Genomic DNA, 22,111 nt, shown 5'->3' with positions numbered 1-22,111 from the left:
CTGCGCGACGAGGCGCACAAGCTCGGCACCCGGGCGGCCAGGCGCGCGGAGAAGGCGGCGAGCCGGGCGCGGAAGACCGGAAACAAGGCACGCAAGCGCGCCGCGCATAAGGCTGACCGGGTGCGCTCCTTGGTTCCGAGCTAGTCGGCACCAACGGTTCCGTAAGGGTTCCGAGCGGCTCGACAGCCCGGTTTCGATCACCCCAGGTCAGCGCCGAATCAGCGCCCTGACCAGCGCGGGAGCTGCTCCGGGCGATCGCCCAGCGTCCGTCAGAGCTATCACGACATCCGGCATCTGTGCGGTAACTGCTACGAAGAGCTACCGCGGAATCTCGGACGCGTGTTCCGGTAGCCCATCCTGGCCGGCGGAGAGCTCGGGTCGGCCGACGGGTGATCCCTGGTCGATCCAGGCGCCCAGCTGGGTTCTGGAGAACAGCTCGTCGAGCACCATGAACGCCGCGCCGAGCAGTCCGGCGCGGTTGCTCAGCGGGGATCGGGTGATGCGTAGCTCTCGGGTGGCCAGCGGCAGCGATCGCCGATATACCGTTTCCCGGATTGCCGCGAGGAGCTGGTCACCGGACTCGGCGACGCCGCCGCCGATGACGACCAGGGCGGGGTTGAACATGTTCACCAGTGTGGCCAGGGTGACCCCGATCAGCCGTCCGGCGTGCGTGAGCAGTTCAACGGCCACCGGGTCGCCGTGCTCGGCGGCCTGGGCTACATCCCGAGCCTCGAGTTCGCCGCCGGCCAGCCGCCGGGCGAGGAACTCGCTGCGCCCCTGTCTGGCCGCCTCGGTCGCGTCGCGGGCCAGCGCCACGCCACCGGCCAGCGCTTCCAGGCAGCCGAGATTCCCGCAGCGGCACACCGTCCGACTGTCGTCGGACACTGAGACGTGGCCGATGTCGCCGGCGCAGCCCTGCGCGCCCCGGTGTAGCCGGCCGCCGGAGATCAGGCCGGCGCCGATCCCGGAGCCGATCTTGACGTAGACCAGGTCACGGACGCCGCGCCCGATCCCGGTGCGGTACTCGCCGAGCGCCATGGTGTTCACTTCGTTGTCGACCCAGACCGGGGCCCGGTAGCGGCGGGCCAGCCGGTCACGGACCGGATAGCCGTCCCAGCCGGGCATGATCGGCGGGGCGACCGGCCTGCCGGATGCGAACTCCACTGGACCGGGAAGGCCCACCCCGATTCCCCAGACCTGGCTCGAGGCTCGGTCCGCGAGTAATTCGTCGAACAACTGCTCGACGAGGTCCAGGGTGGCGGTGGCGCCAGCGGCTACGTCCCACGGCTCCTCGCGGTGGGCCAACAGCTCGCCCGCCAGGTCGGTCAGCCCGACGGTGATACTGGTGGCGCCCAGCTCGGCGGCGAGCACCACCCCGGCGTCGGCGCGGAACCGCAGCTCGCGGGGTGCCCGGCCGCCGGTGGACGGGCCCAACTGCCCCTCCACGACCAGTCCTCGGGCCATCAGCTGGCTGACTCGTTGAGTGATCACCGTGCGGCCCAGACCGGATCGTCGAAGCAGCTCCGGGCGGGTCCGGGCTTCGCCGGCTCGCACCAGGTCCAACACCTCTACGAGGGTTTCTAGCTGATCGGTTGCGACCCCGGAGTCCGTGGCGACGCTCATAGCTCGGAGTGTAGGCGATCGACTTCCGTCTGTGACACACATTACCGCGCTCACGCTCCGCTCAAGAGATCCGGCCCAGCATCCGCCGTGAAGCGGCTCCCCGCGGTCGCGGGAACGCGCTGCACCTGGAAAAACACGGCCACGACTTGCACATGTACTCCTCGCTTGCGGGAACCCGCTCTCAGTGCACGAGCCGCCTGACGAGGTTACGGTTCTGCTCCAGACTGCTTGTCTTTTGTATGTCCCACACATTAGTGTGCACGTATTCCACCAAAGGAGCCGGGATCATGCGACTGGGCTACCACTCGATCACCTGGGGCGGGGTCACCGGTGACGCCACCGGCGTGACCAGTGTCAAGGATCTGGTCTACCGCGTCCCTGGCGACATGCACCGGGCACTGCGCGACATCGCGGCCGCCGGTTACGCGGGCGTGGAGATGTTCGACGGCAACGTGGCGGACTTCGCGGACCAGCCCGACGAGCTGCGGGGGCTGCTCGCCGAGACCGGGTTGTCACTGGTCAGCGTCTATACCGGGGCCAACTTCGTGTACTCGGAGATCCTGCCCGACGAGCTGTACCGAGTCCGCCGCGCGGCCGAGCTGGCCCGTACCTTCGGCGCCGAGCAGCTGGTAGTGGGCGGTGGCGCACGCCGCGCCGACGGCACTCCGGACAGCGACTACGACCGGCTGGGCGAAGCGCTGGACACGGTCACCGGCATCGCCGAGGAGCACGGGCTGTCGGCCTGCTACCACCCGCACCTGACCACCATCGTGGAGAGCCCCGGCGAGGTGGAAAAAATCTTCACCCGGTCCCGGATCGGGTTCTGCCCGGACACCGCGCACCTGGCCGCGGGCGGAGGCGAGCCGGCCGCGCTGATCCGCCGCTACCCGGACCGGATCAAACACGTGCACCTGAAGGACCTAGACACCGCGACCACCACATTCCTGCCGCTGGGCGAGGGCGAGATCGACTTCACCGACGTGCTGACCGCGGTCCGCGAGGTCGGCTACGACCGCTGGTTGATCGTGGAGCTGGACTCCTACCATGGCGACCCTGCCGAGGCCGCCCGGATCAGCAAGACCTTTCTGGACAAGGCACTCGGATGAAGACTCTCGCCCTGACGTTCGTGCTCATCATCGCCCTCGCCGGCTGCTCCAACACCGCCGCCAGCCGCACCCCGCCACACCGTGGTTACCCGCCGGCGCAACAGGCGCTGGCCGCGCTCGCCGGGAAGGTGCTGGCCACCGGGCCGAACGGCGAACAGCCCGCCCGAGCCGACGCGATCAGCCTCACCCCGGCCGAAATCGACCAGGTCCGGGCGAAGAAGGCCACCGCCGCGATCGTCATGCACTACACCGGGGACGGCTGGACCGACGCGCAGATCGCAGGCCTGCGCCAGCAGTTCGGCGAGTTGGGCATCCAGGTCATCGCCGTCACCGATGCCAACTTTGAACCCGACCGGCAGGTCTCCGACATCGAGACCGTGCTGGCTCGAAAGCCCACCATCATCGTGTCCATCCCGGCCGACCCGGTGGCCACCGCTGGCGCGTACCGGCAGGCCGCCGCGGCCGGGGTGAAGTTGGTGTTCATGGACAATGTGCCCAAAGGCATGGTGGCCGGGCGGGACTACGTGTCCGCGGTGTCCGCGGACAATGTCGGCAACGGCGCGGTCGCGGCACACCTGATGGCCGACGCGCTGGGCGGTCGCGGCGAGATCGGGGTGATCTACCACGAGGCCGACTTCCAGGTCACCCGCCAGCGTCTGCAGGGCTTCACCGACACCATCACCCGCGTCTACCCGAACATCCACATCGTCGACCGCAAGGGCGTGACCGGCCCGGACTTCGCCGGCCAGGCACAGGGCGCCGCCACCGCGATGATGGTCAAGCACCAGAACCTGGCCGGTATATGGGGCGTCTGGGACGTGCCGACCGAAGGCATCATCGCCTCCGCGAGGGCCATCGACCGCACCGACCTGGCGGTCACCACCGAAGACCTCGGGCCCAACGTGGCCATCGCATTGGCCTCGGGCGAGTTCGTCGCCGGGCTCGGCGCGCAGCGCCCGTTCGACCAGGGACTCACCGAGGCGAAGCTGGCCGCATATGCGCTGATCGGCAAACCGGCTCCGCCCTATGTGGCGCTGGACGCGCTGCCGGTCACCCACGACAACGTGCTCGCCGCGTGGCGCGAGGTCTACCACGCCGATCCGCCGTCGCAGGTAACCGACTCGTTCCGCAAGGACGTGCCATGACGGGCACGGCGGTGGAGATGCGTGGCATCCACAAGGGCTTCGGTGGACCGCCGGTGCTGCGCGGGGTCGACTTCACCTTGCACACCGGCGAGGTGCACGCACTGGCCGGCGGTAACGGCGCCGGCAAGTCCACCTTGATGAAAATCCTGCAGGGCGTGCATCGCCCCGACGCCGGCGTGATCAAGGTCGGCGGCCGAGAGGTGACCTTCTCTTCCACCAAGGACGCCGAGGCCGCCGGGGTCGGCATGGTGTTCCAGGAGTTCAGCCTGGTGCCCACGCTGAGCGTGGCGCGCAACATTTTCCTCAACCACGAGCCGCGCCGCTTCGGGCTGATCGACGACAAGGCGATGGTGCGAGAGGCCGGCGAGATCCTGGCCGGCATGGGCGTGGACCTCGACCCCAAGGCCGAGGTACAGAAGCTGCCCACCGGGTATTGGCAGCTCACCGAGATCGCCAAAGCGCTCGCGCTGAACGCCACAGTCCTGATCATGGACGAGCCCACCGCGAGCCTGACCAAGACCGAGTCGGAGGCGCTGTTCGCACTGATCGAACGGCTGAAGGCCAGTGGTGTGTCGATCGTCTACATCAGCCACCGGATGCAGGAGATCTACCGGATCGGCGATCGGATCACCATTCTCCGAGACGGCGGCGTGGTCACCAGCGAGGCACTGACGGACCTCACCCCGGAACAGATCGTCGAGGCCATCGTCGGGCGGCGAATGGAAAACGCGCTGGAATGGCAGGAACGCGACGCCGCACCGGAAGCGGACGCGGCGCCCCTGCTGCAGGTGCGCAATCTGACCGCGACAAACGGCGTCACCGACATGTCGTTCAGCCTGCGAGCCGGGGAAATTCTCGGGCTGGCCGGGCTCATGGGCAGTGGGCGCACCGAACTGATGCGGCTGCTGTTCGGCATCGACCGCCCGGATTCCGGGGAGATTCTGTTGCGCGGCGCACCGGCGGGCATCGACAGCCCACGCGCCGCGATCAACAAGGGCATCGCCCTGGTCCCGGAAGACCGCCGGCTGCAGGGCCTGGTCCTCGACCACTCCGTGCGGGAAAACCTGCTGCTTCCGCTCCTCGGCGGCCTCACCAGCCGCGGCGTCGTCAGCGACAAACGCGGCGACGGCCTGGCCGCCGGGCTAATCGAGCGGCTCGACATCAAGCTGACCTCGCCGAAGCGGCCGGTCCGGCTGCTCTCCGGCGGCAACCAACAGAAGGTCGTCATTGCCAAGTGGCTCGGCCGCGAGCCCGACGTGCTACTCCTCGACGAACCCACCGCCGGCGTCGACATCGGCACCAAAACCGAGATCATCGCCCGCATCCGGGAGCTGGCCGACGCCGGCATGGCCGTCATCGTCATCTCCTCAGAGCTCGCCGAGCTGCTCGCGGTCAGCGACCGCGTACTCGTGCTGCGCAGCGGCACCGTCACCGCGGACCTGGACCGCCGCGACATCGCCGACGAGGAATCCCTCCAGCTCGCCATTCAAGGAGTCTGATCATGTCCGAGACGACAACTCCCCCGGCGCCGCCGTCACCCAACTCCGCCACGGCCGCACCGGCCGGGCCCGGGCTGCTGCGCGGCCTGGACTGGCGCCAGTACGCCATCTACATCGGCTTCGTCGTGATCTTCCTAATGTTCGCGATCTTCCTCGGCTCCGACGGCTTCCTGTCCGGCACGAACCTGCTCAACATCTTCCGGCAGACGGCGATCATCTCGATCATGGCGGTGGCGATGACGTTTGTCATTGCTGCCGCCCAGATCGACCTCTCGGTCGGGTCCACCGCCGGGCTGGCCAGTGTCGTCGCCGCATTGGCCATCACCGCCAGCGGCAACGCGCTGCTCGGTGTGCTGGCCGGGCTCGGTGTCGGACTGGTGATCGGGGTCATCAACGGCGGGCTGGTCACCTGGCTGGGGATGCCGTCGTTCCTGGTCACCCTCGCCATGCTGGGCATCGCATTCGGGCTGGCCCAGCTCATCACCGCATCGGCGCCGGTGCCGATCCTGAACGACACCTTCAACGCGATCTTCGGCGGCGGCAACATCGGCCCGATCCCCGGCTTGCTGATCTGGACCATCCTGGCTGTCGCGCTCGGCGCGGTGGTGTTGGCCAAGACCCGCTACGGCCGCCAGGTGCTGGCCACCGGCGGCAACCGGGTCGCCGCCGACTACACGGGCGTCAACACCAAACGGATCACCTTCACCGTCATGCTGGTCTCCGCGCTGGTCGCCTCGGTCGCCGGGATGCTCTACGCCGGGCGGCTGGAGTCCGGCCGCTACCAGTGGGGCACCGGTGACGAGCTCTCCGTAATCGCGGCGGTCATCCTGGGCGGCACCAGCCTGTTCGGCGGCGCCGGCAGTGTGATCGGCGCGCTGTTCGGCTCGCTGCTCATCGGCCTGATCAACAACGGGCTGATCCTCGCCGGCCTGGACAACAGCCAACAGCAGATCATCCGCGGCCTGATCATCATCGTCGCGGTCGCGCTGGCCAGGAAGAAGTGAGGTAGGGATGGCTGACCAGCCACGCGCCGGGATCATCGGCGCCGGGTTCATCGGTGGAGTGCATGCGCACGCGGTCCGGGCCGCCGGCGGCATCGTGAGTCGGGTCGCGGCGTCGAGCCCGGACCGGGCCGCGGCCGCCGCCCGGCAACTGGGTGCGCAGTCCTCAGCGGGCACCGCCGAGGAGCTCATCGACGCCGACGACGTCGACGTGGTGCACATCTGCACCCCGAACTCGCTGCACGTGCCGCTGGCCGAACGCGCGCTGGCCGCCGGCAAACCGGTGGTCTGCGAGAAGCCACTGGCCACCAGCCTGGCCCAGGCCCGCGCACTGGCTGCCCACGCCACCGACGCCGGCGTGGTCGCCACCGTCCCGTTCGTGTACCGGTTCTACCCCTCGGTGCGGGAGGCCCGGGCCAGGGTGGCCGCCGGTGGGGCCGGCCCACTGCACCTGCTGCACGGCGCCTACCTGCAGGACTGGCAGGCCGGTGGGCTGTCCGCCGGGTGGCGCGGCGATCCGGGCGAGGGCGGCAGGTACCGGGCGTTCGCCGACATCGGGGTGCACTGGTGCGACCTGGTCGAGTTCGCCAGCGGGCAGCGGATCACCCGGTTGCTGGCCCGTACCGGCGGCGGGGGAACCGCGACCAGCGTGCTGTTCGAGACCGACGCCGGGGCGGGCGGGACGATGCTGGCCAGCCAGACCGCGCTCGGCCGGCGCAACGCGCTGCGGTTCTCCCTGGACGGGGAGCGAGCCTCGTACGGGTTCGACCAGGAGCACCCGGAGGCGCTGCTGGTCGGCGGACCGGACGGCAACCTGGGCGTGTTCCGCGGCTCGCCGGCCACGTCGGCGGCGGCCGCCCGGTACTCGGTGCTGCCGCCCGGGCACCCGCAGGGCTACCAGGACTGCTTCAACGCCTTCGTCCGCGACAGCTACGCCGCGATCGCGGGCGAACCACCGGACGGGCTGCCCACCTTCGCCGACGGCCTGCGGGCCGCCGCCCTCACCGACGCTGTCGTCACCTCGTCCGAATCCTCGACCTGGGTGGAGGTACCCACCGCATGAAGCTAGGACTGCTCACCGCCTGCCTACCCGACCAGAAGCTGCCCCAGATCGCGGCCTGGGCCGCCGAGCACGGCTACCAGGCGCTCGAGGTGGCGGCCTGGCCGGACCTGGGCGACCGGCCGTTCACCGCGACGCACCTGAACACCGACGGCTTCGACCAGCGCCAGGCGGACGAGACGCTCGCGCTGTTCGACCAGCACGGGCTGACGCTGTCGTCGCTGGCGTTCTACGACAACAACCTGCACCCCGACCCGGCGGAGCGCGCCGCGGTCAACGCACACGTCGGCGCCTGCATCGACGCCGCCGCGCTGCTGGGATGCCCGACCGTCGGCACGTTCGTCGGGCGCCACCCCGGGCGGTCGGTGGCGGAGAACCTGGCCGAGGCCGAGCAGGTGTTCGCGCCGCTGGTGGACCGCGCGGGCGAGGCCGGCGTGAAGCTGATCATCGAGAACTGTGTGATGGAGGGTTGGCACCCGGACGGCTATCCGGGCAACCTGGCCTACTCCCCGGAGCTGTGGGAGTGGATGTTCTCCCTCGGCCTGTACCTGAACTACGACCCGTCGCACCTGCTCTGGATGGGTATCGACCCGGTCGAGGCGCTGCGCCCGTATGTGGACCGCGTCCCGCACGCGCAGGCCAAGGACATCCAGCTGTTCCCCGATCGGCGCAACCGGTACGGCTGGCCGGGCAAGGCAGTGGTCCGGGACGACCCGTTCGACGTGGGCTGGTGGCGCTACCGGGTCCCCGGGCTCGGCGAGGTGGACTGGCGCCGGGTGGTCGACACGCTCTACGAGGGCGGTTTCGACGGCGTGCTGTCCGTCGAACACGAGGACCCGGTCTGGGGCGGCACCGAGGAGAAGGTGCACACCGGCCTGGAGGTCGCACACCGCACGCTGCGCCCGCTGATGGTGGCGTGATGACGAACTGGCCGCTGCTGGGCACCCCTTTCCGGATCCGGTCGGTGCAGCTGCGCAACCGCTTCGTGTTCCAGCCGCACTTCACCGCGCTCGGCACCGACGCCGGCGAACCCACCGACGACCACGTGGCCTACCACGAGGAACGCGCCCGCGGCGGTGCCGGACTGATCATCTTCGAGAGCCAGGCAGTGCACGGGACCGGGAAGATGTCCCGCCGGTTCGTCGAGGCCTGGCGCCCGGACAACATCCCGAGGCTGCGCGCGGTCACCGAGGCGGTGCACCGGCACGACACGAAGATCATCAGTCAGCTCACCCACGGCGGACATACCTCCCTGGAGCACCCGCCGCCGCTGATGTGGGCGCCCAGCCAACTGCCGGAGCCGTCCAGCAACTTCAGCACGAAGGCAATGGAGCGCGCCGATATCGACGAGGTGGTCGAGGCGTTCGGCACCTGCGCACGGATCGCCCGGGACAGTGGCTTCGACGGCGTCGAGCTCAAGGTCGGCCACGACGGACTCCTGCGCAGCTTCGCCTCGCCGTACTTCAACCGCCGCACCGACGACTACGGCGGCAGCTTCACCAATCGGATGCGCATCATCGGCGAGGTGTGTGCGGCGGTGGCCGAGCACACCGACGAGCGGTTCGTGCTCGGGGTGCGGCTGTGCGTCGACGAGTTCACGCCGTGGGGGTACGGCCCCGACTACGGCGAGCGGATGGCGGTGCACCTGGAACGCACCGGGCACGTCGACTACCTCAACTGCGACGCCGGCTCGTTCTCCAGCTACTGGATGGAGATCCCGCCGTTCGCGGTACCGGAGGGGCGGTTCAACCAGCTGGCGGCCGGTCTCAAGCGCGCGGTGTCGATCCCGGTGATCGCCTTCGGCCGGATCAAGCGTCCCGAGATGGCGGAGGCAATGCTGGCCAATGGCGAGGCCGACCTGGTCGGGATGGCACGCCAGCTCATCGCCGACCCGGACACCCCGAACAAGGTCCTCGAAGGCCGGGACCGGGAGATCCGCTACTGCATCGCCAGCAACGACTCCTGCATCCGGCAGGTCGGCCAGCAGCAGCCCATCCGGTGCGACACCAACCCGGCGGCCGGCAGGGAACGGCGCTGGAGCGCCCACCTGCTCGGCCGGGTCGAGCGGCCCAAGCGGGTCGTGGTCGCCGGCGGCGGCCCGGCCGGGCTGAAGGTGGCCGAGACCGCCGCCCGGCGCGGCCACCGGGTGGTGCTGTACGAAGCCACCGAACGCCTCGGCGGGCAACTCGTGATGGCGGCCCGGCAGCCGCTGCACGGCGAGGTCTTCGAGGTGGCCGAGCATCTGATCCGAGAGGTCGAACGGCTTGGGGTGGAGGTGCGGCTGGCCAGCCCCTTCGACGGATCCGCGGCGCTGGACGGGGTGGACACCGTGGTGTTCGCCACCGGCTCGGTGCCCGCACTGCCCGGCGCCGAGCGGCTCGACGCGGTCTGCGGTCAGGAGCCGGGCGCCGGTCTGGGTATCCAGGCTGGGCGCGTGCCGGGCGGTCTGGACCGGCCGGGGGTGATCTCGGCCGACCACGCGTTGTGCCTGGAGAGTGCGCCCGGCAAAGCCGTGGTCATCGATGGCAACGGGCACTGGGAAGCGGCTGGCACCGCCGAATACCTCGCCGGCCTCGGCGCCGCCGTCACGGTGGTGACCGCCGGGTCCGCCGTCGGCGCCGACCTGGAGGGCACCAGCCACGAACTGTTCCACCAGCGCGCCAGGGCCGCCGGCATCCGGCTGCACACCCGGTGCCGGGTGCTCGGCATCGGTGCGCACAGCGTCGAGATCGAGGACCTCGACACCGGAAAGCGCTCCACTGTTGCCGACGTGTCGTGGGTGGTCCCGGTACTCGGGCGGCGCTCGGTAGAGGACCACTACCTGCGGCTACGCCGCGACGGACACTTCGCCGGCGCGCTGCACCGGGTGGGCGACTGCGTCGCGCCCCGACTGCTGCGCGCAGTCATCGCCGAGGCCTACGAGCTCGCCGCGACGATCTGAATGGAAGGGAACCGGTCATGATCAGTGCGGCAGGCACACTACCGGTGCGGGTCGACGTCACCTGGCTCGACTACAGCATCATCGCCGTCTACTTCATCTTTGTGCTGGGCATCGGCGCGGTGCTGCGCAGGCGCATCAACACCTCCGAGGACTACCTGCTCAGCGCCCGCACGATGCCCAGCTGGGTCACCGGGCTGGCCTACGTCGGGGCGAACGTGGGAGCGCTGGAGGTACTCGGGGAGGCCGCCGGCGCCTCCCAGTACGGCTTCATGCAGGCCGTGTTCCTGTGGTTCGGCGGCGTCGGCGGCATGCTCTTCATGGGCCTGTTCATGATGCCCTTCTACTACCGCAACCGGATCCACTCGGTGCCCGGCTACTTCCGGGCCCGCTACAACGAACCCACCGGCGGCTTCAACGCGATCACCTTCGCGCTGTTCGTGATCCTCAACAGCGGGATCAACATGTACGCGATGGCGCTGGTGTTCAACCTGCTGCTGGGCTGGACGTTCACCGAGGCAATCCTGCTCGCCGGCGTCATCGTGATCATCTACACCGCGCTCGGCGGGCTGTCCTCGTCGATCTACAACGAGGCACTGCAGTTCTTCCTGATGACCCTCGGCCTCGTGCCGTTGCTGATCTTCGGGCTGGTCCACGTCGGCGGCTGGGACGGACTGCAGGCGAAGCTGCACCGCCCGGACAACTTTTTCCACATCTGGGCCTACACCGGCACCACCGACAACCCCTACGGGGTGCAGTGGTTCATCATCGGACTCGGCATCGGGTTCGCGATCAGCTTCAGCTACTACTGCACCGACTTCCTGGTGGTGCAGCGCGCGCTCGCGGCGGAGAACGAGGCCGCGTCCAAGCGCACCCCGATCATCGGCGCCTACCCGAAGATCCTGCTCGGCGCTCTCGCCCTGTTCCCCGGGCTACTGGCGCTGGCCATCGTGCCCGGGCTCGGCCAGGGCGGCGGGATCGAGAACTCCTACAACATGGCCGTGCCGTACACGATGGCCTATTACTTCCCCACCGGGCTGCTCGGGCTCGGGCTGGTGGCACTGATGGCCTCGTTCATGAGCGGCATGGCCGGCGGGGTCACCGCCTTCAACACGATCTTCACCTACGACATCTACCGGACCTACCTCAAGCGGAACGCCTCCGACCGGCACTACCTCCTGGTCGGGCGAATCGCCACCGTGGTCGGCGTGACGTTGTCCATCGGCGCGGCCTACATCGTGCTGAACTTCACCAACATCATCAACTACCTGCAGCTGCTCAACGGCCTGTTCCTGGTGCCGCCGTTCGCGATCTTCCTGCTCGGCGTGTTCTGGAAGGGCACCACCCCGTGGGGCGGCTTCGCCGGGCTGGTCGGTGGCCTGCTGGGCTACCTGGGGCTGTACAGCCTGTTCAAGGCCGGCCGGCTCGAGCTGGGCAGCGACCTCGGGGCGGACCTGTGGCTGGCCTGGTGGGGTTTCGTGATCTCTACCGTGCTGACCGTGGTGGTGTCGCTGCTGACCCGCCGCGACCGGCTGCCCGACGAGCGGCTGCGGGGGCTGGTCTGGGCGCTGCTGGACCGCCGACCTGGCTACGAGGCGACGTGGTTCAAGCGACCGTGGGTACTCAGCACCGGCGTGCTGGTGATCGTCGTCGGCCTCAACATCTACTTCTTCTGATCGGGGGAAACCAATGAGTACCGAGATCGGGAACAAACCGGGTATGCCCGCCGGCGCCGAGGCGCACGGTGGTGATCAGTCCTTGGCCATCGGCCTCTACATCGGCTCGATCGTGGTGCTCATCGGTCTGATGCTCGCCGGTTACGGCGCGTTCGGTGGCGCCCAGCTGGCTCAGGACGGCTCGACGACGAACAAGGACCTGCTGTGGGGCGTGGTGATGCTCGCTGTCGGCGTGCTGACCCTGGCGCTCGCCTGGTTCTCTCCGCGCAGGCGGGCAGCGGTTGCCGCTCGTCGAACTCGTGACGGCCAGGGCAGGTGACCGTGTTCCGCTACACCGCCGAAGTCCTGCCGTACCACGACTACCCCCTGGAGACCGCGCTCGGGGAGCTGGCCGGACTCGGGTTCAGTGAGGTCAACCTGTGGTCCTCGGCGCCACCACTGGCCGCGCACGTGAACCCGGGCGACGACGTCTCCGCGATCACCGCCGCCCTGGCCCGGCACGGGCTGCGCGCCTGCGGACTCACCACCTACGGCAAGAACGCCGACGAGATCCGCGACCGGCTACGGCTCGCGCACGACCTACAGATCGACACCGTGGTGTTCGACTGCGAGGCGCACTACCCGGACTTCGTGGGCAAGTTCCTGCCTCCGCTGCTCGACGAGGCCGAGCGGCTCGGCGTGCGAATCGCGGTGGAGAACCACCTCACCGTGCCGTTCAGCGCGGACTTCGAGTCCGGGATCGGCGAGCAGCAGCGCTGGGACGAGGGAGTGGACACGCTCGCCCAGATCAAACGCCTGGTCACCGAGCTGGACCACCCGAACCTGGGCATCTGCCTCGCGCCGCCGCACCTGTGGGTGATGGGCGAGAGCATCAGCGAGGCGATCACCTTCCTCGCCGAACGCAAGAAGCTCTTCTACTACTACCTCTGGGACATCGACCGCGCCTACCGGCGTGGCGAGGACGGGCTGGACTTCGGCCCCGGCGAGCGGCAGCTGCCGCGCACCGACGGGGTACTGGACCACGCCGTACCGCTCGCCGCGCTGGACCGCGTCGGCTACTCCGGCCCGGCCAGCCTCAAGTGCCACGGCACCGGCGGCTGGTCGCTGGAGCGCATCACCACGCAGCTGCGCCGCGCCGACGCCTACGTCCGGTCCTGCATCAACCAGATCCGCTGACGCACCACTGACCACAACACCCCACAGGAGGTACTGCCCATGGGACGACTGACCGGCAAGGTCGCCGTCGTCACCGGCGCGGCCCGAGGACAGGGCCGATCGCATGCCGTCACGCTCGCGTCCGAGGGCGCCGACATCGTGGTGTGCGACGTGCCGGGCGACATCAAGACCATCGAGTATGCGATGGGCAACGCCGACGAGCTCGCCGAGACCGTCCGGCTCGTCGAGCAACAGGGCCGGCGCTGCGTCGCGGTCGAGGCCGACCTGCGTGACACCGCCGCCGTGCAGACCGTGGCCGACCGGGCCATGGCCGAGTTCGGCCGGATCGACGTGCTCGTCTGCAACGCCGGGGTGATGTCCGCAGCCGACAGCACCTGGCAGCTCACCGACGAGCAATGGGCCGACATGCTCGACGTCAACCTGACCGCCGTCTGGAAAGTGTGCCGAGCGGTCGTGCCACACATCATCGCCGGCGGCCGCGGCGGCGCGATCACCATCACCGGCTCCACCGGCGGGCTGCGCGCCGTCGCCGGCTGCACCCACTACAACGCCGCGAAGTACGGCTGCATCGCGCTGATGAGAACCCTGGCCTGGGAGCTCGCACCCCACAACATTCGGGTCAACGTGGTGCACCCGACGGGAGTGAACACCGAGATGTCGAACAACGAATGGTTCGGCAGGTGGTTGGACGAGCACGACGAGCTCGCTGAACCGATGCGCGGCAACCGGATGCCGGTCGACGTCGTGCAGCCCGAGGACGTCTCGAAGATGGTCGCGTTCCTGGTCTCCGACGACGCCCGCTACGTCACCGGCACTGAGACCCGGGTCGACGCCGGATTCATGATCAAGTAGCTCGGCACACCACCGCCACCGCGCGGCAAGCGAAGGGACACCGTGAAATGGGACAGCTGGACGGCAAGGTCGCGGTCATCACCGGCGGCGGCCGAGGGCAGGGCCGCTCGCACGCGGTGCGACTGGCGTCCGAGGGCGCGGACATCGTTGTCTGCGACATCACCGAGCAGGTCGGGTCGGTGCCGTTCGCCACCGGGCGCCCCGGCGACCTGGACCAGACGGTCGCCGAGGTTGAAAAACTGGACCGGCGGTGCGTCGCGATCGAGGCCGACGTGCGCCGTACCGCCGACATGACCCGGCTGGCCGACGCCGCCATGGGCGAGTTCGGCCGGATCGACTTCCTGCTGGCCAACGCCGGCATCCTGTCGCTGTCGGAGAACACCTGGGAGCTCACCGACGAGCTCTGGGACGACATGATCGACATCAACCTGACCGGTGTATTCAAGGCCTGCCGGGCGGTGGTGCCACACATTCGGGCGGGCGGCAACGGCGGCTCGATCGTGATCACCTCGTCCATCGCCGGGCTGAAGGGCGTCGCCGGGTGCACGCACTACGCGGCGGCCAAACACGGAATCGTCGGGTTGATGCGCACACTGGCCCGCGAGCTGGCGCCGGAGTCGATCCGGGTGAACACCATCCACCCCACCGGCGTCGACTCACCGATGTCCAACAACGACTTCTTCCCCGCCTGGCTCGACGAGCACAAGGAACTCGGCGACGCGATGCGCTTCAACCTGATGCCGGTGGATGCGATGCCGATGGCCGACGTGTCCGACGTGGTGGCGTTCCTCTGCTCGGACGCCTCAAAGTGGATCACCGGTTCGACGGTGCAGGCGGACGCCGGCTTCCTGCTCAAATAGCGCACTCAGTCGGACATGGCCACGTGCCCTCGCCGCTCGATACCAAGTTCGCAGGCGCGCACCGCGCCCGTGGCCGGGTGGACGGCTCGAAGGGGGCGACGCAAGGGGTGCCCAACGCGAACTGCAGAGCGTCAATCCGGGCCGCGACCGGATCAGTGGCGTACGGACGCGCTTGCCGAACAGGCCGCGCCGCCCTGGCGGTGCTGGGCAAACCGTTCTGGCTCGGGCCCCTGCGAGCCGGGCTCACCATCACCCTCTGGGCCGACCACGAGGTCATCCACCTGCTCGTCGCCGGCGCAAGGATCAAGGCCGTCCGCTCCCACCTGTCCAGCGCTGACCTGGCCGCCCTGGCCGCCACCGGAGGGCGCCCGGCCGGCCCCCGCCGCCGGCTCAGCCTGCCACCGCGCTCGAGGTCGAGCGGACCGTCAGCAGGTGCGGCCTGGTGTCGCTGGACAGCCGAGTCGTCCTAGCGGCTGAGATCCTCGGCGGCCGCCGGGGTAAGCATCCGCATCGAGGAATCAGTCCTGATGTTCTTCGACCCCGAAACCCGAGAGCTGCTGCGGACACGACCCAACCCGATGACCTACGACCAGGCCCGCGCCCTGCGCGGCGCCCGCCCAGCCGGACCACCACCGAGACCCCGGACCGGGACACGGACACTTCGCCCGCTGCAGCGAGAACCGCCATCGCACGGTGCGCGGTGGCTTCGGAGACGGAATAACGATCGGCAAGGGCCTTGACGGTCGGCAGGTTGTCACCTGGTAGGAGGGCCCCGCACCGCATCGCGCCGCGCAGATCGGCGGCGATCTGCTGGTACGGGCTCTGATCTGCGTAGTCCTGGATTGTCGTGGCTACTGGGAGCGCCGGCGAGCCGTCCCCGTTCGATGCGGTAACGGGGAGTTCGGGCATGCGTGCGGCCAACGAGGTCGCCGCGCGTTGGTCAGCTTCGGCGACCCACGCGCTGTATACCCGCAGCGTCGTGGTGCCGCCGCCACCGTGGCCAAGGCGGCCGGCCACCGTACGGATGTCAACGCCGGCCGCGATGAGCTCGGTCGCGGAGTAGTGGCGCAGCTGGTGGAGATGCATGTCCCACCCGAGGCGCTCGCACATGCGGGAGTACCGCTGTGTCACCGAGGCGGGCTGCAGCCATGTGCTGCTGTCAGGAGAGGCCGAGAACACGAACGCGATGGGGGATAGCTCGACACCGAGGCCGCCGCTCTCAGCGCGCAATGCTGCAGGTAGGCGCGTAGTAGCGTCAGCGACTGTGGGTCGACGACGATCCTTCGGCGCTGATGTGTCTTGGTGTCCTTCTCCCACATCCGGGTGTTGAGTTGTCCGATGCTCGCTCGGATGTCGAGGATGCCTGTTGCGAAGTCGATTCGATCCCAGCGCAGCGCACATAGCTCGCCGCGGCGAATGCCGGTGGTCATAGCGAGCCATACGAGCATTCCCAGTCGGGGTCGTTCCATGCCTCGGCGGCGATGCGAGCTGCTTGTGCGGAGGTCGGGGGGCGAGGGTCGGGTGTCCGCGGCGGGGGCTGCTGGGCTTGTCGGACTGGGTTCGTGCCGATCCAACGCCAGCGCACAGCGCGGGTGAAGGCGCCGCTGAGCACGGCGTGGATCTGGCGGACGGAGCCGTCACTTAGCGGCCTGCAGCTATGCGGGCCGCAACGTTCGTCGCAGTCATGCTCGTCGCTGGTGCGGTGCTCGATATGTGGCCGACCCGAGCAGCGGACTCGGCACCGCTGAAGTTCGGCGTAGTAGGCGTCGAGCGTCTCGCCGTCGATGCGGCCGATTGAGAGATCGCCGAGGACCGGCTGGATGTGTTTGCGGATCAGGCGTTCGTACCCGTCGCGGGTTGTGGTGCCCCCGGCAGGATTCGAACCTGCGACCGTCGGATTAGAAGTAGCTTCGATGCCGTGGACGCCTGCCTCTACCTGCGACTCTAGGTTCAATCGCGTGTACCTGAGTGGCTCCAGCAACTACGTTGCCCTGTAGTTCGCTCCATATATGGCTCCACGGCACCTGACCGGTCACGTCCCCGGTGGTGGTGTAGTTCCCCGGCCTCGACGGCGTGCCTGAGCACGTGAAAGAGGCCATCGCATGAGGCTCTGCGAGTACCGACCAAAGTTCTCGTAGAGAGGTGCCATGCGATGGCCCTGGATCAGTCTGCCCTGCTCGAAGTACTGGATGCGTTAAAGGTCGCCGATGTCGGTGATCGTGTCCGCCAAGCCGCCGAAACCATCTACCAGGCGTTGATCGAGGCCGAGCTCACCGACGCGATCGGTGCCGCCCCACATGAGCGTTCAGCTGAACGCACCGCGCAGCGCAACGGCCACCGAATCCGGACGCTGACCACGACCGCCGGTGATCTGGAACTGCGGATCCCCAAGCTGCGCACCGGGTCGTTCTTCCCGTCGCTGCTGGAACGCCGCCGCCGCGTCGACCAAGCACTGTTCGCGGTCGTGATGGAGGCCTACCTGCACGGAGTGTCGACCCGCAAGGTCGATGACCTGGTCAAAGCGTTGGGCGCTGACACCGGTATCTCCAAGAGCGAGGTCTCCAGGATCTGCTCGGACCTCGACACCGAAGTCGGAGCCTTCCGGGACCGGTCGCTGGCCGAGCAGCACTTCCCCTACGTGTTCCTCGACGCCACCTACTGCAAAGCCCGGGTCAACCACCGGGTCGTGTCCCAGGCCGTCGTCATCGCCACCGGCGTCCGAGCTGATGGCTGGCGCGAAGTCCTCGGCTTCGCCGTCGGCGACAGCGAAGACGGCGCCTTCTGGACCGCGTTCCTACGCAGCCTCAAAGCCCGCGGCCTGAGCGGGGTGCAACTGGTCATCTCCGACGCCCACACCGGACTCAAGCAGGCCATCTCAGCGGTGTTCATCGGCGCCGCCTGGCAAAGGTGCAGGGTGCATTTCCTGCGTAACGTCCTGGCCCAGGTGCCCAAAGGCAGCTCCGAGATGGTCGCCGCGGCGATCCGCACCATCTTCGCCCAGCCCAAGGCCGACATGGTCCGCGACCAACTCGGCGTCATCGCCGGCATGCTCGGCCGCCAATCACCCAAAGTCGAAGCCATGCTGCGCGACGCCGCCGACGACATCCTGGCGTTCACCAGCTTCCCGCCCGGGCACTGGAAGAAGATCTGGTCGACGAATCCACTCGAGCGATTGAACAAAGAAGTGAAACGCCGCACCGACGTCGTCGGCGTCTTCCCCAACCCCGAAGCGCTGCTGCGGCTGGCCGGCGCGGTCCTGGTCGAAGCCCACGACGAGTGGCAGGCCACCGACCGCCGCTACCTCTCCGAAGCGACCATGGCCCTACTCACCGAACCTGCCCCGCAGGAAGGAGTAGCCACCCCGGAACTCATGACGGCATGATCTGAGACGCAGAGCCTCCCGCGAACGGAGCTACACCACTCCACGGGACGTGACCCACCTGACCGGCGTGGACGTCGAGCCACCGACCTGGGCTCGGACCAGGTCGGGGTAGACCCGATTTTGATGGTAAGGGGGAGCGCAGTGGCATTGGTCGTTCGACTGGGGCGACACGAACACGATTTTGAGCGATCGACGGTACCGGCCTGGCGGCCGCAATCGCAGTAGTGGTAGCCGAAGTGGGTGACGCTATGGCGACGCACGTGCTCGGTCGACGCGTTGAGCCCGTAGCTCCGGGCCGCGGACTAGTCGCGATTCCGACCAACCTGAGCACGCGGCCAACTGTGCCGAGTTGTGGTGACTAGTGCCGAAGCGCACGAGGAGATCAGCATTTGCAGACGGGCTGCGCCTCCAAAGAGCGACCGTCGGTTTAGAAGGGACGTGTTCCGCGTGCGCTAGGCCTTCTACCAGGCACTTTGGTATCACAGGACGTGGCTCTGAGGTACTTCGGTCTCTGTTGACCACTAGTTCGCACCAGAAGTGATGCCACGGAACCTGGTCGATGGTCCGCTTACCTGCGTTGGCTGCGGACCCTCTGCCCGACTGTGTATAGGGAGGCTGTCGTCCCAAGCAACAGGTTGACGGTCACCGTATAGGGGTTGATGTGTCACCCGCCTGGCGGTTCCGACTCGGCGGGGCCGGCGCGATTGTGAGCAGCCAGGGTCCGCTTCTCATTTGGGCTCGACAAAGGCTGTGGTGGTGCCTGGCCCGCGCCTCGGGAGGCTGTCATGTCCAGCACCAGTGTGTTGATCGTCGGCGCGGGTCCGGTCGGGCTCACCGCGGCGGTCGAGCTGCGTCGGCGCGGTGTGGGGTGTCGTGTGGTGGACCGGCTCGCTGCCCCGATCCGTTACGCCAAGGCGGTGGGTGTCCAGCCGCGCACCCTGGAGCTGTGGGAGTCGGCGGGGTGCTGTGGCGCGCCCTCGACGCCGGCACCCCGATGCGTGGGCAGGTCGTCTACGTGGACGGCCAGCAGGTGGCGCGCGTGGACCTGGCGCTGCCGCCGGAGGTGCCGTACGGATTCCTGGCGCTGCCGCAGTACGAGACGGAGCGGGTGCTGGCCGAACGTCTCGGTGAGCTCGGCGGGTGGATAGAGCGGGGCGTCGAGCTGGTCGGCTTCGAGCAGGATGGCGACGGGGTCACGGGGTTGCTGCGGGGGACAGGCGGGGAGACAGAGGTGCGCGCCGACTACCTCGTCGGTTGCGATGGGGCGCACAGCGTGGTGCGCAAGGGAGTCGGGGCGGCGTTCGCCGGGGGTGCGTTCCCAGAGCAGTACATGCTCGGCGACATCGAGGTCGACTGGCACCAGCCGCCGGGCTACAGCATCCGTTGCACCCGGCGGGTGGCCGGCGGCCCGGACGACCTCCTCGTCGCGATCCCGCTGCCCGGCCGGCGCCGTTATCGGGTGTCCATGCTGGTGCCCGACGGACTGGCCACCGCGCACCCGCCCGGCACGGTGGAGCACGGCTTCGAGGCCGGCCCGAAGCCCGAGCTGCACCACCTGCAGGCCGTCCTCGACCGGCTGGCCCCCGAGCCCACCCGCGCCTCGAACCTGCGCTGGTCGTCGATCTTCAGGGTCAGCCACCGGATCGTTGACACGTACGGCCGCGGCCGGGTGTTCCTGGCCGGGGACGCCGCGCACATCCACCCACCCACCGGCGCCCAGGGCATGAACACCGGCATCCAGGACGCGGTCGCGCTGGCCTGGCGGCTCGCCCTCGCGGTACGGGACGTGGCCGCCCCGGGGCTGCTAGACACCTACGACGCCGAGCGGCGGCCGATCGGCGAGGAGGTGGTGAGCCGAACCGTCCGACAAGCCCGAGCCGGCTTCGAGGCCGACGACCCCGCGACGGCGATGTTGCGGGAGGCCCAGCTCCTCGTCGCCTATCCGGACAGCAGGTTGAACGGTGAGGGTGCCGGCGTAGAGGCACTCAAGGGCGGTCCGCGCCCTGGCGAGCGCGCTCCGGACTGCCGGGAGCTGCGGCGGTCGGGCGTCACGTTCCCCCTGCGGCTGCACGAGCTACTCAGCGGCCTGCGGCCGGCGCTGCTGCTCTACGTCGACGACAGCGACCAGATCTCCGAGCTGGCCCTCGCCGTGGCGGCGGCGCGGGAGACGGCCCGTGACCAGCTCGACGTGGTGCTCGTGGTCGCGGCCACCGCCGCCGTCCCCGACGAGGTCGCGGACGCGCCGCTGGACGGCTCGCCCGCCGCGGTCGTCTGGGACGCGGCGGGCGAGTTCCAGGCCGCGTACGGCGCTGTGGGCGGATGCTGCCACCTGGTGCGCCCCGACCACTACGTCTCGTTTCGGGCCGGGCGGGCCCACCCGGACGAGTTGGTCGCGCACCTGGCTCTGCTCATCACGCCGCCTCGCTGACCGCGCAGCGCCTGACATCCGCACGAGCCCGACCTACGGAACCACGCTTCTGACCAACAACGGTGACGATGCAAGGAGTCTCGACATGACGACCTCCGACGCCGACCCACGGCCGCATACCGACAGCACGGGCCTTCTTGCCCGTCACCCGCTGGTCTTCTTCTTCGTCATCGCCTATGCCGGCGCATGGCTCGTGGAAGTGCCAATCGCGCTCTCTCGAACCGGCACCGGCCTCCTGCCATTTACCATCCCTCGACCTGTGCTGGCATTGTCGATTGCCGCCGCCACTTTTACTGGTCCTACTTTGTCGGCGTTCATCATGACGAACGCAACCGAAGGAAGGGGAGGAATGCGCCGCTTGCTGCGTCGGTACGTGCTGTGGCGGGTAAATCTCCGGTGGTACCTGTTCGTCCTCCTGGTGATCCCCGCCATCGAGGTGCTCGGAGCGATCGTCCTGCCCGGGGTGCTGGCCTCGTATCAGCCGCTCACCCTCTCGCTGATTCTCTCCTACCCTGTTGCCTTTATCTCCACATTCGTCCTGGGAGGACCGCTCGGTGAAGAGCCCGGCTGGCGCGGCTTTGCGCTATCCCGTCTGCAGTCGAGGTATGGCCCGTTGGTCGGAAGCCTCATCCTCGGGGTGCTGTGGGCGTGCTGGCACCTGCCCCTGTTCTGGAGTGGGGTATGGACACCGCCCACCATTCCTAACATCGTCATGTTCATTTTGATGATCACCGCTCTGACCACCATCATGACCTGGGTTTTCAACAACGCGACGGGCAGCCTGCTCATCACTATGTTGATGCACGCGTCCTTCAATACCTTCGCCAACCGGATAGTAGCGCCACTTTTTCCCGCTCCCATCCTGAACGAGTACGGACTTCTGCCAACACTGGTCGGCTTTGGTGCGGTGGCGTTGCTCCTCGTCGCGTTGACCCGAGGCCGTCTGGGCTACCAGCACTACCGGCAGGAAACGCCCGATCGGGCCGCGGCCACAACGACAGCATGAGTCGCGACGTGCGTGGTGTCGACGCCGCCGGCCATCGGCTTAGCTCGACGGACAGGCGTCACAGCCACCAGACGTTACCCGACTGGGGGTTCCGGGGTCGGCGCCTGCGGCGCTGCTCAAGGCCGTCATGCCGATCTTCTACAGCCCCGCCCCGGATGGCGCAGCGGCGCCCGCAACGGCTCCGGTGAAACCCAACCACTGACTCGCGCCAGCCCAACCGGACTGTCGGTCAACGTCACCATGCGCGTTCGGATGTGTGACGCACGGCTTAGGAAGGACGTCTTCCGTGTGCGCTAGGCCCTCTACCAGGCACTTTGGTATCGCCGGACGTGGCTCTGGGGTGCTTCTATGTCTGTGTT

General features: G+C 68.6%; 17 protein-coding genes and 1 pseudogene. 15 read left to right on the top strand and 3 right to left on the bottom strand.

Going from position 1 to position 22,111, the window contains the following annotated elements:
• Positions 1–318 precede the first annotated feature (318 nt).
• On the bottom strand, positions 319–1,623 hold the full coding sequence (locus tag ACTXG6_RS43695) for an ROK family protein (RefSeq protein ID WP_445185165.1): 1,305 nt from the start codon (positions 1,621–1,623) through the stop codon (positions 319–321).
• Positions 1,624–1,910: 287 nt separating this feature from the next.
• Here ACTXG6_RS43695 and ACTXG6_RS43690 point away from each other — a divergent pair, with 287 nt between their 5' ends.
• From ACTXG6_RS43690 to ACTXG6_RS43635, 12 genes are read left to right on the top strand one after another with little or no spacing between them, the layout of a single operon-like run.
• On the top strand, positions 1,911–2,729 hold the full coding sequence (locus tag ACTXG6_RS43690) for a sugar phosphate isomerase/epimerase family protein (protein WP_445185164.1): 819 nt from the start codon (positions 1,911–1,913) through the stop codon (positions 2,727–2,729).
• Positions 2,726–3,874: a substrate-binding domain-containing protein gene (locus ACTXG6_RS43685; RefSeq protein WP_445185163.1), complete on the top strand. Its 1,149-nt coding sequence runs from the start codon at positions 2,726–2,728 to the stop codon at positions 3,872–3,874. Before ACTXG6_RS43690 ends, ACTXG6_RS43685 begins: the two co-directional genes overlap by 4 nt.
• Complete coding sequence (locus ACTXG6_RS43680; protein ID WP_445185162.1) at positions 3,871–5,373, top strand: sugar ABC transporter ATP-binding protein; 1,503 nt, start codon at positions 3,871–3,873, stop codon at positions 5,371–5,373. Before ACTXG6_RS43685 ends, ACTXG6_RS43680 begins: the two co-directional genes overlap by 4 nt.
• A 2-nt stretch (positions 5,374–5,375) precedes the next feature.
• Positions 5,376–6,377: an ABC transporter permease gene (locus tag ACTXG6_RS43675; RefSeq protein ID WP_445185161.1), complete on the top strand. Its 1,002-nt coding sequence runs from the start codon at positions 5,376–5,378 to the stop codon at positions 6,375–6,377.
• A gap of 7 nt (positions 6,378–6,384) precedes the next feature.
• Positions 6,385–7,437 carry a Gfo/Idh/MocA family protein gene (locus ACTXG6_RS43670; protein ID WP_445185160.1) on the top strand — a complete coding sequence of 351 codons (1,053 nt, stop codon included), beginning with the start codon at positions 6,385–6,387 and terminating at the stop codon, positions 7,435–7,437.
• The gene (locus ACTXG6_RS43665) at positions 7,434–8,354 is read left to right on the top strand and encodes a sugar phosphate isomerase/epimerase family protein (RefSeq protein ID WP_445185159.1); all 921 of its coding nucleotides are present in this window, start codon (positions 7,434–7,436) and stop codon (positions 8,352–8,354) included. The genes ACTXG6_RS43670 and ACTXG6_RS43665 overlap by 4 nt, the downstream gene beginning before the upstream one ends.
• Positions 8,354–10,375, top strand: a complete 2,022-nt coding sequence (locus ACTXG6_RS43660) for an oxidoreductase (protein WP_445185158.1) — start codon at positions 8,354–8,356, stop codon at positions 10,373–10,375. The genes ACTXG6_RS43665 and ACTXG6_RS43660 overlap by 1 nt, the downstream gene beginning before the upstream one ends.
• Positions 10,376–10,392: 17 nt before the next feature.
• The gene (locus ACTXG6_RS43655; RefSeq protein ID WP_445185157.1) at positions 10,393–12,048 is read left to right on the top strand and encodes a sodium:solute symporter family protein; all 1,656 of its coding nucleotides are present in this window, start codon (positions 10,393–10,395) and stop codon (positions 12,046–12,048) included.
• A gap of 13 nt (positions 12,049–12,061) precedes the next feature.
• Positions 12,062–12,367: a hypothetical protein gene (locus ACTXG6_RS43650; protein WP_445185156.1), complete on the top strand. Its 306-nt coding sequence runs from the start codon at positions 12,062–12,064 to the stop codon at positions 12,365–12,367.
• Complete coding sequence (locus ACTXG6_RS43645; RefSeq protein ID WP_445185155.1) at positions 12,364–13,224, top strand: sugar phosphate isomerase/epimerase family protein; 861 nt, start codon at positions 12,364–12,366, stop codon at positions 13,222–13,224. The genes ACTXG6_RS43650 and ACTXG6_RS43645 overlap by 4 nt, the downstream gene beginning before the upstream one ends.
• Positions 13,225–13,263: 39 nt before the next feature.
• On the top strand, positions 13,264–14,076 hold the full coding sequence (locus tag ACTXG6_RS43640; protein WP_445185154.1) for a mycofactocin-coupled SDR family oxidoreductase: 813 nt from the start codon (positions 13,264–13,266) through the stop codon (positions 14,074–14,076).
• 47 nt (positions 14,077–14,123) lie between these two features.
• A complete protein-coding gene (locus tag ACTXG6_RS43635; protein WP_445185153.1) occupies positions 14,124–14,936 on the top strand; it encodes a mycofactocin-coupled SDR family oxidoreductase in 813 nt (270 codons plus the stop codon).
• A gap of 390 nt (positions 14,937–15,326) precedes the next feature.
• On the opposite strand, the gene ACTXG6_RS43630 is transcribed toward ACTXG6_RS43635, so the two are convergent.
• Together ACTXG6_RS43630 and ACTXG6_RS43625 are read right to left on the bottom strand one after the other, a co-directional pair.
• The gene (locus ACTXG6_RS43630; RefSeq protein ID WP_445185152.1) at positions 15,327–16,022 is read right to left on the bottom strand and encodes a GntR family transcriptional regulator; all 696 of its coding nucleotides are present in this window, start codon (positions 16,020–16,022) and stop codon (positions 15,327–15,329) included.
• 41 nt (positions 16,023–16,063) lie between these two features.
• Positions 16,064–16,366 (bottom strand): hypothetical protein, encoded by a 303-nt coding sequence (locus tag ACTXG6_RS43625; RefSeq protein WP_445185151.1) that lies wholly within the window; start codon positions 16,364–16,366, stop codon positions 16,064–16,066.
• Between the two features lie 722 nt (positions 16,367–17,088).
• Here ACTXG6_RS43625 and ACTXG6_RS43620 point away from each other — a divergent pair.
• The 3 genes and pseudogenes from ACTXG6_RS43620 (at position 17,089) to ACTXG6_RS43610 (ending at position 21,752) form a co-directional block, all read left to right on the top strand.
• Positions 17,089–18,318, top strand: a complete 1,230-nt coding sequence (locus ACTXG6_RS43620) for an IS256 family transposase (protein ID WP_445185150.1) — start codon at positions 17,089–17,091, stop codon at positions 18,316–18,318.
• Positions 18,319–19,103: 785 nt separating this feature from the next.
• A pseudogene (locus ACTXG6_RS43615) lies at positions 19,104–20,746 on the top strand (FAD-dependent monooxygenase).
• Between the two features lie 85 nt (positions 20,747–20,831).
• Positions 20,832–21,752 carry a CPBP family intramembrane glutamic endopeptidase gene (locus ACTXG6_RS43610; protein ID WP_445185149.1) on the top strand — a complete coding sequence of 307 codons (921 nt, stop codon included), beginning with the start codon at positions 20,832–20,834 and terminating at the stop codon, positions 21,750–21,752.
• Positions 21,753–22,111: the final 359 nt, after the last annotated feature.

It is taken from the genome of Pseudonocardia sp. Cha107L01 (assembly GCF_052566575.1).
This window is presented reverse-complemented; position numbering and strand designations above follow the sequence as displayed.